Source organism: Burkholderia sp. RF4-BP95 (assembly GCF_001521985.1).
Classification (GTDB): Bacteria; Pseudomonadota; Gammaproteobacteria; order Burkholderiales; family Burkholderiaceae; genus Burkholderia; species Burkholderia diffusa.
In genome coordinates this window covers 1-14,406 of the sequence record NZ_LOSX01000069.1, presented here as the reverse complement: position 1 = coordinate 14,406, position 14,406 = coordinate 1, and the positions used below count along the sequence as shown (strand labels likewise).

Below are 14,406 nucleotides of genomic sequence, written 5' to 3'. Positions count from 1 at the left end.
CCATACGACACATCGTCATCAATTTGCGGCCACTCTAAACCGGATCGGGCAGCGCAAATATCACGCATTCGAGACGTTTACGACGAAGGAGAACAATGTTTCGCGCCCGGGAATCGGTCGCGTGCCGCGCCGCGCATGCGGTGCGGGCGATGCAAGGCAGGTACGACGGCGAAGCGCGGGGCCGCCGCCAGCGGACAGCGGAACCGCAGCCCGGCGTTCCCGCCTGCTGAACGGCGCGCAGACGCACCGCGCCCGCCCGCCGCGTGACCCGGTGTACTACGGCACCGTTCGCGCGAGCGGCCCCGGTGCGGCCTGCGCCGTTCCCGCCGGCCAGCCGCCCGCGAGCGCCTTGTACAGCGCGACCGTCGACGCCGCGCTGCGCATCCGCCCGTCGGCCGCCGCGTCCTGCGCCTGCAGCAGCGTCCGCTGCGCGTCGAGCACTTCGTAATAGTCGATCGCGCCCGCCGAGAAGCGCGTCTGCGCGAGCTGCGCCGCGCGTGCGCTGTCGTCCGCCGCCCGCACGAGGTGTGCGGTCTCGTCCCGCGTGCGGGCGACGCGCAGCAGCGCGTTCTCGGTTTCCTCCAGTGCGCCGAGCACGGTCTGCCGGTACTGCGCGAGCTGGCCGGCCGCCTCCGCGTCGCTCGCCGCGATCCGCGCGCGCACGCGGCCGACGTCGAGGAACGACCAGTCGACGCCGAGCGCGATCAGGTTCGTGTCGCTGCCCGCACGGAAGAACCCATAGCTGCTCGTCGCGCTGCCGAGCAACCCCGACAGCGTGAAGCGCGGAAACAGGTCGGCCGTCGCGACGCCGATCCGCGCGGTCGCTGCATGCAGCCGCGCCTCGGCGGCCGCGACATCGGGGCGCCTGCGCAGCAGGTCGCCCGGCGTGCCGGGATCGATGTCGGCGGCAAGCGCCGGCAGCGGCACCTGCGTGCCTTTCGATGCGTCGGCATTCGGCATGTCGAACCGGCCGATCAGCGCATCCGGCGTCTGTCCGGTCAACACCGCGAGCCGGTGCTCGTCGACGCCGATCGCCGCTTCGTACACGGCGATCCGCGACGTCGTCGATTCGAACTGCGCGCGCGCACGCGCCGCATCGAGCTCGGAACCGCGCCCCGCGCCGACGCGCGTATTGATCAGCGCGAGCGTCTGCTTCTGGTTGTCGGCGTTCTCGCGTGCGATCCGCAGCCGCTCCTGCGAGCCGCGCAGATCCACGTACGTGCTCGCGACCTCGCCCGCGATCGCGACACGCACCGCGCGCACGTCGGCCGCGCTCGCGGCCGTTTCCGCGCGCTGCGACTCGATCGACCGGCGCACGCGGCCGAACAGGTCCAGTTCCCACGCCGCGTTGATCCCGACATTGGAGATCGGCGTATCGCGCTGGCTGCGCGGCGCGCCGAACGCCTGGTCCTTGCTCGTCAACTGGTGGCCGATCCGGCCGCTCGCGGTAATCGTCGGATAGCGGTCGAACGTGGCCTGCGACAGCAGCGCGTTCGATGCGTCGTAGCGCGATACGGCGACCTGCAGGTCCTGGTTCGCCGCGAGCGCCGCGTCGATCAACTGCGTGAGCGCCGGGTCGCCGAAGCCGCGCCAGAACGTGGCATCGGCAGCCGCCGACGCGTTCGGCGACGACGCATCCTGCGTGGCCGGATGCGCGTCGCGAGCGAAGCGCGCGGCAGCCGCGGTGTCGGGCCGTTTGAAATCGGGGCCGACCGCGCACGCGGCGAGCGTCACCGACATCGCGAGCGCGGAAAGACGGAAAGCGGCGCTCATCGGTTTTCTCCTTCGAGGGTGCCATGCTGTTCGTTCCACACGGCCGGCGTGCCGCCCGCGAGCTTGCGGATCGCCACATAGAACACGGGCGTGAGGAACAGCCCGAACAACGTGACGCCGAGCATCCCCGCGAACACGGTGACGCCGGTGGCCGCGCGCACCTCGCTGCCCGCGCCGCTGCCGATCAGCAGCGGCACCGAGCCCGCGATGAACGCGACCGACGTCATCACGATCGGCCGCAACCGCAGCCTGCACGCCTCCAACGCCGCGTCGATCACGCCCTTTCCCTGGATTTCGAGCTCGCGCGCGAACTCGACGATCAGGATCGCGTTCTTGCACGCGAGACCCATCAGCACGACGAGACCGACCTGCACGAACACGTTGTTGTCGCCGCCGGACAGCCATACGCCGAACAGCGCCGCGCACATGCAGACCGGTACGATCAGGATCACCGCGAGCGGCAGCGTCCAGCTTTCGTACAGCGACGCGAGCACCAGGAAAACGAGCATCACCGCGAGCGGAAACACGATGATCGCCGCGTTGCTCTGCGTGACCTGCTGGTAGCTGAGGTCGGTCCATTCGAGCGTGATGCCCGGCGGCAGCACGTCTTTCGCGATCTGCTGCAGCTTCGCGATCGCCTGCGACGACGACATCGCCTTCGGGTCCGCGTCGCCGATCAGGTCCGCGGCCGGATAGCCGTTGTAGCGGACGACCGGATCCGGCCCGTACGCGGGCGCGACCGTCACCATCGAGCCGATCGGCACCATCTCGCCCTTCGCGTTGCGCGTGCGCAGGTTCGCGATGTCGGCGGCCGTCTGCCGGTGACCGGCATCGGCCTGCGCCATCACGCGGTACACGCGGCCGAATGCATTGAAGTCATTCACGTACATCGAGCCCAGATAGACCTGCAGCGTGTTGAACAGATCGGTCAGCGCGACGCCCTGCGCCTTCGCCTTCAGCCGGTCGACCTTCACCTCGAGCTGCGGGATGTTCGCCTGGTACGCGCTGACGGGGTAGCTCATCCTCGGCGTCTTCGCGACCGCGGCCTGGAATGCCGTCAACGCCTTCTGCAATTCGCCGTAGCCGAGCCCGCCGCGATCCTCGAGATACAGCGAGTAGCCCGAACCGTTTCCGAGGCCCTGGATCGGCGGCGGCATCAGCGCATAGGTGATGCCGCCGCCGATTGCCGCGAAGCACGCGTTCAGGTCCGCGTTGATCTGCGCGGCGCTGCGGTGACGCTGGTCGAACGGCTTCAGGATTACGTACGAGTTCGTGATGTTCGGTGTATTCACGCCCTGCAGCGCGTTCAGTCCGGCGAACGCCGGCACCATCTCGACGCCGTCGGTGCCGAGCGCGATCTTCGTCATCTGCTCGGTCACCGCGCTGGTGCGCGCGAGCGACGCGCCTTCCGGCAACTTCGCGCCGGCGAACAGATACAACTTGTCCTGCACGGGAATGAAGCCGCCCGGCACCGCGTTGAACAGCAGCGCGGTCCCCGCGAGCAGCGCCGCATAGACCGCGAACACCGCGCCGCGCCGCTTCAGCGTGCGCGCGACGACGCCGTGATAGCGACCGGAACTGCGCTCGAAGAAGCGGTTGAACGGATGAAACAGCCAGCCGAATGCGCGGTCGAGCGCACGCGTGAGCGCATCCTTCGGCGCGCCGTGCGGGCGCAGCAGCTTCGCGGCAAGCGCGGGCGACAGCGTCAGCGAATTCACCGCGGAAATCACCGTCGAGATCGCGATCGTCACCGCGAACTGCTTGTAGAACTGGCCGGTCACGCCCGACATGAACGCCATCGGCACGAACACCGCGCACAGCACGAGCGCGATCGCGACGATCGGCCCCGACACCTCGCGCATCGCCTGATGCGCGGCGTCGCGCGGGCTCAGCCCCTGTGCGATGTTGCGCTCGACGTTCTCGACCACCACGATCGCATCGTCGACGACGATCCCGATCGCGAGCACGAGCCCGAACAGCGTCAGCGTATTGATCGAATAGCCGAGCAGGTAGAGCCATGCGAACGTGCCGACCACCGACACCGGCACCGCGACGAGCGGAATGATCGACGCGCGCCAGGTCTGCAGGAACAGGATCACGACGAGCACGACCAGCACGACGGCCTCGATCAGCGTGTGCTGCACCGCGCGGATCGATTCGCGCACGAACACGGTCGGATCCCACACCGGGCGATACGCGATGCCCGGCGGGAAGCGCTTCGACAGCTCGTCGAGCTTCGCATACACGGACTTCGCGACGTCGAGCGCGTTCGCGCCCGGCGACAGGAAGATGCCGACCACGGCCGAATGCCGGTCGTTGAAATACGAGCGCAGCGTGTAGTCGCCCGCACCGAGCTCGATGCGCGCGACGTCGGACAGCTTCACGACCTGGCCGTCGTCGCCATTGCGCAGCACGATGTCGCCGAATTCCTGCACCGTGCGCAGCCGGCCGCGCACGTTGATCGACACGAGGAAATCGTTCTTCTTCGGCGTCGGCTCCGCACCCAGCTGGCCGGCCGATACCTGTACGTTCTGCTCGCGCACCGCGGCGATCACGTCGCTCGCGGTCAGCCCGCGCGATGCGAGCCGGTTCGGATCGAGCCAGAGCCGCATCGCGTAGTCGCCGGATCCGTACACGCCGACGTCGCCGATGCCGGTCAGGCGCGACAGCTCGTCCTTCACGTTCAGCGTCAGGTAGTTGCGGAGATACAGCGAATCGCGGCTGTTGTCCGGCGAATAAAGGCTCACGTACATCAGCGGCGTCGGCGACTGCTTCTGCGTGGTCACGCCGTACTGGCGCACGTCGTCGGGCAGACGCGACAGCGCCTGGCTCACGCGGTTCTGCACGCGCACGGCGGCCGTGTCGGGATCGACGCCCTGCAGGAACGTGACGACGACCTGCAGGCTGCCATCCGAGCCCGCGACCGACTTCATGTACATGATCCCTTCGACGCCGTTGATCGCTTCTTCCAGCGGCTCGGCGACCGCTTCGGCGATTTCCTTCGGGTTCGCGCCAGGGTACGTCGCACGCACCACGACGCTCGGCGGTACGACTTCCGGATACTCGCCGGCCGGCAGCATCGGGATCGAGATCAGGCCGATCGCGAAGATGACGATCGACAGCACGACCGCGAAGATCGGCCGGTCGATGAAGAATCGGGAGAAATCCATCGCAGGTCTCCCGTTATTGCGCGGCCGGCGCGCCGGCGTCGGCCACGGCCTGCGTGCCGCTGCCCGGCCCGGCGCCGGTGCCCGCATCCGCGCGTGCGGGCAACGCCTTCGGCTTCACCTGCGCACCCGGATAGTAGATCCGCTGCACGCCGTCGACGACCACGCGATCGCCCGACTGAAGCCCCTTTTCGACGATCCGCTCGCCGTCCAGCACACGACCGATCGTCACGTCGCGACGCAACGCCTTGTCGCCGGCGCCGATCACGTAGACATACTTACGATCCTGGTCGGTGAGCACCGCCTTGTCGTCGACGAGCAGCGCATCCTGGTCGCGGCCGCTGACGAGCTGCACGCGCGCATAGAGGCCCGGCGTGAACGTGTGATCCGCGTTCGGCAGCCGCACGCGCGCGCGGATCGTGCCGGTTTGCGGATCGAGCCGGTTGTCGAGGAAATCGACGGTGCCCGCGTGCGGGAAGCCCGTCTCGTTGGCGAGGCCCACGCGCACCGGATCCGCGCCGATCGCTCGATGCCTCGGGTCGGCGCGCCGCGCGTTGTAGCGCAGGTAGCTCTGCTCGTCGCAGTCGAAATACACGTAGACGGGATCCTGCGACACGACCGTCGTCAGCAGCGTGTCGTCCGCGCGCGCGAGGTTGCCGGCGGTCGCGATCGCACGGCCGACGCGCCCCGCGATCGGCGCACGCACTTCGGTGAAGCCGAGATTGAGCTTCGCGTCGGCGACGGCCGCGTCGGCCGCCTGCAGGTCGGCGCGCGCCTGCTCCGCGGTCGCGCGCGCGTTGTCGAGTTCCTCCTGGGAGGTTGCATGCGCATCGATCAGCGTCCGCACGCGCTTGAGCTGCACATCGGCGAGGCTCGCGGCCGCGCGCGCCCGCTGCTGCTGCGCGTTCGCGCGGTCGAGCGCGATCCGGTACGGGCGTGGATCGATCTCGAACAGCACCGCGCCCTGCGCGACGAGGTCGCCCTCCTTGTACGCGATGCGCTGCAGATAGCCGCTCACGCGTGGCCGCAGCTCGACCGCGTCGACCGCTTCGACGCGTCCGTTGAATTCGTCCGCGAGGCGGACCGTGCGCGGCGCGACGGTCGTCACGCCGACTTCGGGCAGCGGATGGGCCGACGATTCGCCTTTGCCGTCGTGACAGCCCGACAACGCCAGCAGCAATGCGCAGGCCGCGCCCAAAGGCGACGTCCTGCGTAGGGATAAGAGGAGCATGATGCCTCGCGACGGGTTAAACTGCCGCGTAGCATAAAAGTTGAAGTTAACTTCAAGTCAAGCTTTCCCGGAGGGCATCATGGGTATCGACGAAACCCCGCAATGGCCGCTGATGTCGATCCGCGAAGTGGCCGCACGCAGCGGCGTGCCGGCATCGACGTTGCGCTTCTACGAGAAGCGCGGGCTCATCAAGTCGCACCGCAACGGCTCGAGCCATCGTCACTATTCGCGTGCGGTACTGCGGCTGATCGCGTTCATCGTGTTCGCGCAGAAGATCGGCTATTCGCTCGACGAGATCGCCGAACAGCTCGTGAGCCTGCCGGAAGACACCGCGCCGACCAACAAGGACTGGCAGCGGCTGTCGCGCGGCTGGAAGCAGCGCGTCGCGAACCGGATCGAGGAACTGCAGCGGCTCTACATCAACCTCGACGAATGCATCGGATGCGGCTGCCTGTCGCTGAAGCGCTGCAAGCTGACCAACCCCGAGGACCGCGCGGGCCGCAACGGGCCCGGCGCGCGGCGCTGGCTCGGCGACGCGCCGCCCGATCTCGACTGACGCGGGCGGCCCGCTCGCATACGAACTGGCGATCGCCTACCGGACGCCGTCGCAGCGCGTCGACGCGCTGCGCGAGAGCGCGCGGCACGCGATCGATGCATTGGGGCTGGTGGCGGCAACGTGACCGCGCGTCGTGCGCGCGGCGCTCAGACGCGCAGAATGCTGAGCGCGACGTCGAGCACGGCCTGCCGGAACGCATCCTGCCGCGTGGGCAGCGACGTGAACTCCAACATCATGTGGCTGTACGACACCGTCGTGCCGACCGCGCTCGCGATCATGAAGAACAGCACGTTGGGATCGACCGTGCGGATTTCGCCGGCCTCGACCGCGTCGGCCAGCAGCGGAAACATCGCGTCGTGATACGGCCGCACGATCCGCTGCTGCAGGCAGTCGAGCCGTGCGCCCTCTTCGGTCGCCGCCGTCGAGAAGAACATGCCGATGTCCGGCTCCTCGAATTCGTGATCGACGCACAGCTCGATCGCGCGCCGCACGCGCTCGCGATGCGGCAATGACGACGTGCGCAGCGCGCGCAACGCATCGAACAGCGGCTCGGCGAGATCGACGATCTGCTCGACGACGGCCAGCCACAACGTTTCCTTCGCGCCGAAATGGTGGGCGATCAGCGCGGCGTCGATGCCCAGCTCGCGCGCGACCTCGCGCACGCTCGTCGCATCGTAGCCGCGCTTCGCGAACGTGCGACGCGCGGCCCGCAATATCACGTCCGGACCGACGGACGCCTCCGCCAGCGGCCGCCCCCGCGTACGCCGCTTCGACGGCGCGCGCTCAGTGACTTCAGCCACGTTTTCCTGCTCCCGTTGAATGAATCGAATGCCCGCGTTCGGGCCCCGGTTCCACATCGCCAGAACCGGGTCGCCTGCCCCGCTCCGTTGACATGCAAAGCCGGGAAGCGCTAGGATCATACATTATTCATCACGTGATGATTTATCCATGACAACCCCTACCCGCATCGTGATCGTCGGCGGCGGCATCGCCGGATTGCAGCTCGCGACCCGCCTCGGCGAACGTCTCGGCCGCACCGGGCGCGCTCAGGTCACCGTCGTCGACCGCGGCCCGACCCATATCTGGAAGCCGATGCTGCACACGATCGCGGCCGGCACGCGCGACGTGCAGCAACAGCAGGTGATCTTCCTCGCCCATGCGCGCGATCACGGCTACACGTACCAGCCCGGCGAACTGACGGGGCTCGATCGTGCGCGTCGCCGCGTGCAGCTCGCCGAGATCCGCTCGCAGGACGGCGAACGAATGATCGACGCGCGCGAGCTCGAATACGACGTGCTGATCCTCGCGCTCGGCAGCCAGGCCAACGATTTCGGCGTGCCGGGCGTGCGCGAGCACTGCTATTTCATCGACAGCCAGCAGCAGGCCGAGACCTTCAACGAAGCGTTGCGGATGCGCGTGTTTCGCAGCATCGCGCGCGACGAGCCGTTGCGCGTCGCGATCGTCGGTGCGGGCGCGACGGGCGTGGAGCTGGCGGCGGAACTGAGCCGGCTGCTGGAAGTGGCGCAGGCATACGGCGACGAGACGGTGCGCGAACGGCTGCGGCTGACGCTGCTCGAAAGCGGCCCGCGCATCCTCGCCGCGTTTCCGCCGAGGATTTCCGCGTCGGCGCAGCGGCGGCTCGAACAGATCGGCTTTCATGTGCTGACGTCGACGCGCGTGACGGCGGCCGATGCGAACGGCTTCCACTATGGCGACGGTTCGTTTGCCGAAGCAGATCTGATGGTGTGGGCGGCCGGCGTGAAGGCGCCCGATTTCATGCAGGCGCTGGGCGGGCTCGACACGAACCGCGCGAACCAGATCCTGGTCGGGCCCACGTTGCAGGCCACGGCCGACGAGCACGTGTTCGCGATCGGCGATTGCGCGAGCCTGCAGCCCGACGGCCACGAGCGACCGCTGCCGCCCACCGCGCAGGTCGCGGCCCAGCAGGCCGAGCATCTCGCGAAGCACTTGCCGGCGTGGCTCGACGGCAAACCGCTGCCGCCGTTCGCGTTCCACGACTTCGGCGCGCTCGTGTCGATCAGCGACTACGACGCGTTCGGCACACTCGGGCAATTCGGGTTCTTTCGCGGCGGCTTCATCCAGGGGCGTTTCGCGCAATTCAGCCATCTGATGCTGTATCGGCGCCACCAGCAGGCGCTGCACGGATTTTCCAAGGCGACGCTGCTGTGGATCGCCGAACGGATCAACGGCTGCGTGCAGCCGCGCATCCGCCTGTCGTGATGCCGCACGTCGCGGCATCGCGTAACGTTTCGAGGGAAACAAAGATGAGCAACAGTGCAGTAGCCTGGCTCAAGACGGTCGCCGCGATCGGCAGCTTCGACATGCCGTCCGTCTCATGGGCCGCACCGCGACGGCGCAGCATCACGCGCGATCGCCTGCCGTCGTGGGACGCGACGAGCCAGCCGACGATCAGCGTGCTCGAACGTCCCACGGCCGACACCGTGATGATTTCGTGGCGCGACGCGTGCACCGGCCACTACGGCTATCAGAAGTGGCGGCTGTTCACGACGCGCAAGCGCGGCGTCTGTGCGCTGTCGGGGCAGCCGATCGCGCCCGGCGACAGCGTGTATGCGCCGCAACTGCTCGGCTCGGCGCCGGGCAACGCCGCCGCGATGGTGCTGGCGGCGTTCATCGACGAGGCGTGTGCCGCTTAAACGGACGTCGCCTGACCGGCACCATAGGCCGGTTCGCTGTTCTGCCGTTCCAGTTCCGCATCGAGATGCGCGGCATGCGCCAGTGCTTCGGACTCCGACATCAGCTCGCCTTCCCACTTCGCGACCACCGCGCTGGCGATCGAATTGCCGACCGCATTGGTGGCCGAGCGGCCCATGTCGAGGAACGTGTCGACGCCGAGGATCAGCAGCAGCCCGGCTTCCGGGATATCGAACTGATGCAGCGTCGCCGCGATCACGACGAGCGATGCGCGCGGCACGCCGGCCATCCCCTTCGACGTCAGCATCAGGACCAGCAGCATCGTGATCTGCGTGCCGAGCGACAGATGAATGTTGTACGCCTGCGCGATGAACAGCGACGCGAACGTGCAGTACATCATCGAGCCGTCGAGGTTGAACGAATAGCCCATCGGCATCACGAAGCTCGAGATCTTGCGTCGCACGCCGAACCGGTCGAGCGCGTCGAGGATCTTCGGATACGCGGCTTCGGAGCTCGCGGTCGCGAACGACAGCATGAACGCTTCCTTGATCAGCACCAGCAGCTTGAATACGCGGCGGCCGAGGAACAGCAGGCCGGCGATCACGAGCGTGCTCCACAGCAGGAACAGGCTGACGTAGAAGTCGCCCATGAACACCGCGAACTTCAGCAACACCGACAGCCCGTTGACCGCGACGGTCGCGGCCATCGCCGCCAGCACCGCGAGCGGCGCGAGCTTCATCACGTAGCCGGTGATCTTCAGCATCACGTGCGCCAGCTGGTCGATCGCGGCCACGAGGATCTTGCCGCGCTCGCCAAGCGCCGACAGCGCGACGCCGAAGAACATCGAGAACACGACGATCTGCAGGATTTCGTTGTTCGCCATCGCCTCGGCGATCGACTTCGGCACCATGTGGCTGACGAAATCCTTCAGCGTGAACTTGGACGTCGCGAGATGCGCGGATGCGCCGATGTCCGGCAGCGGCAGGCCGAGGTTCTCACCGGGGCGCAGCAGGTTCGCCATCAACAGCCCGAGCAGCAGCGAGATCAGCGACGCGGTGACGAACCAGCCGAACGCCTTCACGAACACGCGCCCCACCGACGATGCGTCGCCCATGTGCGCGATGCCAACGACGAGCGTGGAGAAGACGAGCGGCCCGATCACCATCTTGATCAGCCGCAGGAACACGTCGGACACGAGCGAGATGTAGCCGGCGATTTCGGTCGCCGCCTGCTTGTCGGGAAACTGCGTGTAGATCATGTAGCCGATGAAGATGCCGGCCGCCATCGCGAGCAGGATCCAGACTGCCGCAGACATTCGTTTGTTCATAACGGAACTCGACGCACGGTGCAGGAGTGAAAGAAAAAATACGCGCGCCGATGCCGTGCCACGGCGCACGTTGCGAGCAAGGCGGGCCCGGGACTCCTGGCACCCGCCACGCTCGATACTGCGAACGTCCGCGAACGGACGCGCTGTCGCTGCCGCGGCGCTCGCGCGAGGGCGAACGCCGGGGCAACCGTTCAGCTTGATGCAATCAAATCGAATCTCATCCGCTCAGGTCAGTAGCCGATCGCCGAACCGGCCGGCCGGCGCGGATCGTTGACGCCGTAGATGTAGCCGACGCGCACGTTGCCGGACACCGACGAGTCGTTACCGGAACTCTGACGGCTCGCCGCCTCGGTGCCGGGCAGGCCGACCAAGATCAGCTCCGCTGCGCCCCACGGCGTCTGCTCGACCATCTTGTAGCCCATGTTGCGCAGGATCGCGAGCGTGTCGGGCGACAGGCCGCGGGTTTCGTAATAAACCTGATCCGGCAGCCATTGATGATGGATGCGCGGCGCCCCGACCGCATCCTGCGGCGTCATTCCGTAGTCGATCACGTTCAGCACGGTCTGCAGCGTGATCGTGATGATGCGCGAGCCGCCCGGCGACCCGACCACCATGAACACCTTGCCGTCCTTCTTCACGATCGTCGGCGCCATCGACGACAGCGGACGCTTGCCCGGGGCGATCGAGTTGCGCGTGCCCTGCACGAGGCCGAACAGGTTCTGCGCGCCGACCTTGACCGTGAAGTCGTCCATCTCGTCGTTCAGGAAGAAGCCCGTGCCCGGCGCGATCACCACGGCGCCGAAGCGGCCGTTGACCGTGTAAGTGGTCGACACCGCGTTACCGTCGCGGTCGATGATCGAATAGTGGGTCGTCTCCGGCTTTTCGTGCACGCCGACACCCGGCTGCACTTCGACCGACGCCGTCGCCGTGTCGCCGCTGATCTGCTTGCGGATCTCGGCCGCATACGCCTTGCTCGTCAGCTTCGCGACCGGATTGTCGATGAAGTTCGGGTCGCCCAGCAGCGTGTTGCGATCCTCGTACGCGTGGCGCATCGCCTCGGTCATGTAGTGAACCACCGAAGCCGACTGGTAGCCGAACTTGCGCAGGTCATACCCTTCGAGGACGTTCAGCGTCTCGCACATCGTCACGCCGCCCGAGCTCGGCGGCGGCGCCGACACGAACTCGTAGCCGCGATACGTGCAGGTCAGCGGCGCCATGTCCTGCGCACGATACGACGCGAAGTCGGCCGCCGTGATCAGCCCGCCGCCGCGCTTCGCGGCCGCTTCGACGATCTTCGGAATCTCGCCGTGATAGAACGCGTCGGGGCCCTGCTCCGCGATGCGCTCGAGCGTGCGCGCCAGGTCCTTCTGCACCAGGCGGTCGCCCGGCTGCAGCGGCGTGCCGTCCGGGCGCAGGAAGATGCGCGCGGCTTCCGGGTCCTTCTTGAAACGATCGATCGTCGTGTCGAGGATGTCCGTATCGCCGCGCGTCAGCACGAAGCCGTCGCGCGCGAGCCGGATCGCCGGCGCCATCACCTGCCGGCGCGTCAGCTTGCCGTACTTGCGCTGCGCGAGGTCGAGACCCGCGACCGTTCCCGGCACACCGACCGCGCGATAGCCGTACAGGCTGTCGTCCGGAATGACGTTGCCGTTCGCATCGAGATACATGTTCGCGGACGCCGCGGCCGGCGCGGTCTCGCGGAAGTTGATGAAGCGGTCGCGGCCGTCCGCCAGGTGCAGGGTCATGAACCCGCCGCCGCCGATGTTGCCGCAGCACGGGTTGGTCACCGCTTGCGCATAACCGACCGCCACGGCGGCGTCCACCGCGTTGCCGCCTTCCTTCAGGATGTCGACGCCGATCTGCGACGCGAAGTGCTGCGACGACACGACCATGCCGTTCTTCGCTTCCACCGCGGGTTCCGAAGCGGCGAGCGCGCCTGCGCTTAGGGCCGACAACAGGGTGAGTACGACGAGCCGCCTCATGACGGAATCCTCCAGACGAATGACCGGGGCCTTGCCGGCCGACGTTGCTGATCCGGCATGTAATGAACGATACATTCCGGCGAGGCCGCGATCATACATCGGCATTTTGATCTCAAAACCTAGGGTTATCACTCAGCTTATGCGCGAGATTGCGCGCCGATCGACCGCGTGAGATGTTCGTTTTATTACACATATGAATGTTTGATGCCCGGAGTGATACGTCCCTCTAATCTGCGGCCTCACGCGATTGGCGGCCTGTCGATGGGCTAACATGCATGGAGTCGCCGGCAGACGCATGTCTGCCGTTTGTCGTTCATTCAGATAAGAGCAAGCCGGAGTGCCCGATGGGGACAAGCATCAGGGCGTTGCTGCTATCCCAGATGGATAGCTTCACGCCGTCGGAACAGAAGGTCGCGCACGCGCTGCTGGATCGCTATCCGAGCCTCGGGCTCGGGCCGATCGCGAGCTTCGCGAAGCAAGCCGAAGTCAGCGACCCGACCGTGTTTCGCTTCGTCGTGCGGATCGGCTTTCCGAACTACCCGTCGTTTCAGCAGGCGCTGCACGACGAGATCGACACCGCGATGAATTCGCCGCTCGCGCGGATGGACGCCTTCCACTCGGAATCGGGAATGCGCGACAGCCATGCGGCGATCTTCCAGCGGCTTTCGCAATCGCTCGCCACCACGATCGAAGGACTCGATGCGGCGGCGTTCGACGAAGCGGTGACGCTGCTGGCCGATCCGGATATCCGCGTGTTCTGCGGCGGCGGACGTTATACCGCCCCGCTCGCGTCGCTGTTTTCGTTCACGCTCGCGTATGCGCGCCCGCATGTGCAGTACGTCGAGCCGAACGTGAATCTCGCGTCGGTCTCGCTGACGGACATGGGGCCCGGCGACGTGCTCGTCATTTTCGATTTTCGCCGCTATCAGAAGGACAGCATCCGGTTCGCGCAGGCCGCGCATCGGCTCGGCGCGCGGGTGCTGCTGATCACCGACGAATGGCGCTCGCCGATCAGCGCGTTCGCCGAGATCGTGCTGCGGATCCAGGGGCGCCCGTTCGCGATGCTGCAGACCAATGTGCCGGCGCTCGCGCTCGCCGAAGCGCTGGTGATCGGCGTGACGAACCGGCTTCCCGAACTGGCGCGGCAGCGGATGGAAAAGATCGAGCGGCTGAGTACGGGCGGGATCGAGCAGGATGCGAATCAGTGGGATTTGCCCGAATGACGGTCGGCCATCATTCGGGCGCGGGCGTCAGCTCTCGACATCTTCGAGACTGAACACTTCCGTCTTGTCGTTGTACGAGAAGACTTCGCCGTAACGCCCCCAGTCGATCACCGCGTCGAGCGTTTCCTCAGCCGCCTCGTCCGACAGGAAATCCTCCAGCTCCTGCTCGAAACGCACACGCGGCGCGCGATGGCCGGGGCGCTCGTTCAGCACCTTCCTGATTCGCGCGGCGAGCGGCACGTGCTTCAGCAGGTGATCCGCGAACATCAGCTTGCGCTCCTGCGTGCCGAACTCCGCGAACACGCGCGCGGGCGGCGTGAGGAACACGTCACCTTCGCGCACGTCGGCGAAGCCGAGGTATTGCAGCACTTCGGCGATCGGGAACAGTTCGTCCACTTCCAGATGCAGCGTGCGCGCGATTTCCGGCATGTCGGCGCGGCCGTGGTACGGCGCCATCGCGAGCGTCTCGATCAG

The 14,406-nt window shown here is 67.1% G+C and carries 11 protein-coding genes and 1 pseudogene; 5 read left to right on the top strand and 7 right to left on the bottom strand.

The genetic code is table 11. The features are described 5' to 3' along the window. Nucleotides 1–276: 276 nt before the first annotated feature. The 3 genes from WS46_RS22785 to WS46_RS22775 are packed head-to-tail and all read right to left on the bottom strand — an operon-like array spanning nt 277 to nt 6,171. Nucleotides 277–1,773 (bottom strand): efflux transporter outer membrane subunit, encoded by a 1,497-nt coding sequence (locus WS46_RS22785; protein ID WP_059691847.1) that lies wholly within the window; start codon nt 1,771–1,773, stop codon nt 277–279. Beyond that, on the bottom strand, nt 1,770–4,943 hold the full coding sequence (locus WS46_RS22780) for an efflux RND transporter permease subunit (RefSeq protein ID WP_059691846.1): 3,174 nt from the start codon (nt 4,941–4,943) through the stop codon (nt 1,770–1,772). The genes WS46_RS22785 and WS46_RS22780 overlap by 4 nt, the downstream gene beginning before the upstream one ends. A gap of 13 nt (nt 4,944–4,956) precedes the next feature. Next, complete coding sequence (locus WS46_RS22775) at nt 4,957–6,171, bottom strand: efflux RND transporter periplasmic adaptor subunit (protein ID WP_059691845.1); 1,215 nt, start codon at nt 6,169–6,171, stop codon at nt 4,957–4,959. A gap of 79 nt (nt 6,172–6,250) precedes the next feature. Between WS46_RS22775 and soxR the strand changes: the two genes are divergently transcribed. Together soxR and WS46_RS36560 are read left to right on the top strand one after the other, a co-directional pair. After that, nucleotides 6,251–6,727 (top strand): redox-sensitive transcriptional activator SoxR, encoded by a 477-nt coding sequence (gene soxR / locus WS46_RS22770; RefSeq protein WP_059526547.1) that lies wholly within the window; start codon nt 6,251–6,253, stop codon nt 6,725–6,727. Beyond that, nucleotides 6,723–6,851 (top strand): annotated as a pseudogene (locus tag WS46_RS36560) (LysR family transcriptional regulator); the annotation flags it as partial. The gene soxR and the pseudogene WS46_RS36560, both read left to right, overlap by 5 nt. 22 nt (nt 6,852–6,873) lie before the next feature. Here WS46_RS36560 and WS46_RS22765 read toward each other — a convergent pair. Next, entirely contained in the window at nt 6,874–7,527 is a 654-nt protein-coding gene (locus WS46_RS22765; protein ID WP_059527170.1) for a TetR/AcrR family transcriptional regulator, read from the bottom strand. A gap of 148 nt (nt 7,528–7,675) precedes the next feature. Here WS46_RS22765 and WS46_RS22760 point away from each other — a divergent pair, with 148 nt between their 5' ends. Then, a complete protein-coding gene (locus WS46_RS22760; protein WP_059691844.1) occupies nt 7,676–8,968 on the top strand; it encodes an NAD(P)/FAD-dependent oxidoreductase in 1,293 nt (430 codons plus the stop codon). 44 nt (nt 8,969–9,012) lie between these two features. After that, nucleotides 9,013–9,402, top strand: coding sequence for a DUF3331 domain-containing protein (locus tag WS46_RS22755; RefSeq protein ID WP_059526553.1), 390 nt, complete (start codon nt 9,013–9,015; stop codon nt 9,400–9,402). On the opposite strand, the gene WS46_RS22750 is transcribed toward WS46_RS22755, so the two are convergent. Both WS46_RS22750 and ggt read right to left on the bottom strand, forming a co-directional pair. Continuing rightward, the gene (locus WS46_RS22750) at nt 9,399–10,727 is read right to left on the bottom strand and encodes a dicarboxylate/amino acid:cation symporter (protein ID WP_059526554.1); all 1,329 of its coding nucleotides are present in this window, start codon (nt 10,725–10,727) and stop codon (nt 9,399–9,401) included. The two genes, WS46_RS22755 and WS46_RS22750, sit on opposite strands and share 4 nt — an antisense overlap. A gap of 230 nt (nt 10,728–10,957) precedes the next feature. Next, nucleotides 10,958–12,709, bottom strand: coding sequence for a gamma-glutamyltransferase (gene ggt, locus WS46_RS22745; protein WP_059691843.1), 1,752 nt, complete (start codon nt 12,707–12,709; stop codon nt 10,958–10,960). A 344-nt stretch (nt 12,710–13,053) separates the two neighbouring features. Between ggt and WS46_RS22740 the strand changes: the two genes are divergently transcribed. Next, on the top strand, nt 13,054–13,932 hold the full coding sequence (locus tag WS46_RS22740; RefSeq protein WP_059691842.1) for a MurR/RpiR family transcriptional regulator: 879 nt from the start codon (nt 13,054–13,056) through the stop codon (nt 13,930–13,932). A gap of 27 nt (nt 13,933–13,959) precedes the next feature. On the opposite strand, the gene WS46_RS22735 is transcribed toward WS46_RS22740, so the two are convergent. Continuing rightward, nucleotides 13,960–14,406 (bottom strand): AAA-associated domain-containing protein (locus WS46_RS22735; protein WP_179949180.1); only part of this gene is annotated, 447 nt, incomplete at its 5' end.

Bases quoted from the DNA above. Each gene is read 5' to 3' on its own strand.
- WS46_RS22760 (WP_059691844.1), top strand. From the start codon at position 7,676: ATGACAACCCCTACCCGCATCGTGATCGTCGGCGGCGGCATCGCCGGA.
- WS46_RS22780 (WP_059691846.1), bottom strand. From the start codon at position 4,943: ATGGATTTCTCCCGATTCTTCATCGACCGGCCGATCTTCGCGGTCGTG.
- WS46_RS22775 (WP_059691845.1), bottom strand. From the start codon at position 6,171: ATGCTCCTCTTATCCCTACGCAGGACGTCGCCTTTGGGCGCGGCCTGC.
- WS46_RS22755 (WP_059526553.1), top strand. From the start codon at position 9,013: ATGAGCAACAGTGCAGTAGCCTGGCTCAAGACGGTCGCCGCGATCGGC.
- WS46_RS22750 (WP_059526554.1), bottom strand. From the start codon at position 10,727: ATGAACAAACGAATGTCTGCGGCAGTCTGGATCCTGCTCGCGATGGCG.
- WS46_RS22785 (WP_059691847.1), bottom strand. From the start codon at position 1,773: ATGAGCGCCGCTTTCCGTCTTTCCGCGCTCGCGATGTCGGTGACGCTC.
- soxR (WP_059526547.1), top strand. From the start codon at position 6,251: ATGGGTATCGACGAAACCCCGCAATGGCCGCTGATGTCGATCCGCGAA.
- WS46_RS22740 (WP_059691842.1), top strand. From the start codon at position 13,054: ATGGGGACAAGCATCAGGGCGTTGCTGCTATCCCAGATGGATAGCTTC.
- ggt (WP_059691843.1), bottom strand. From the start codon at position 12,709: ATGAGGCGGCTCGTCGTACTCACCCTGTTGTCGGCCCTAAGCGCAGGC.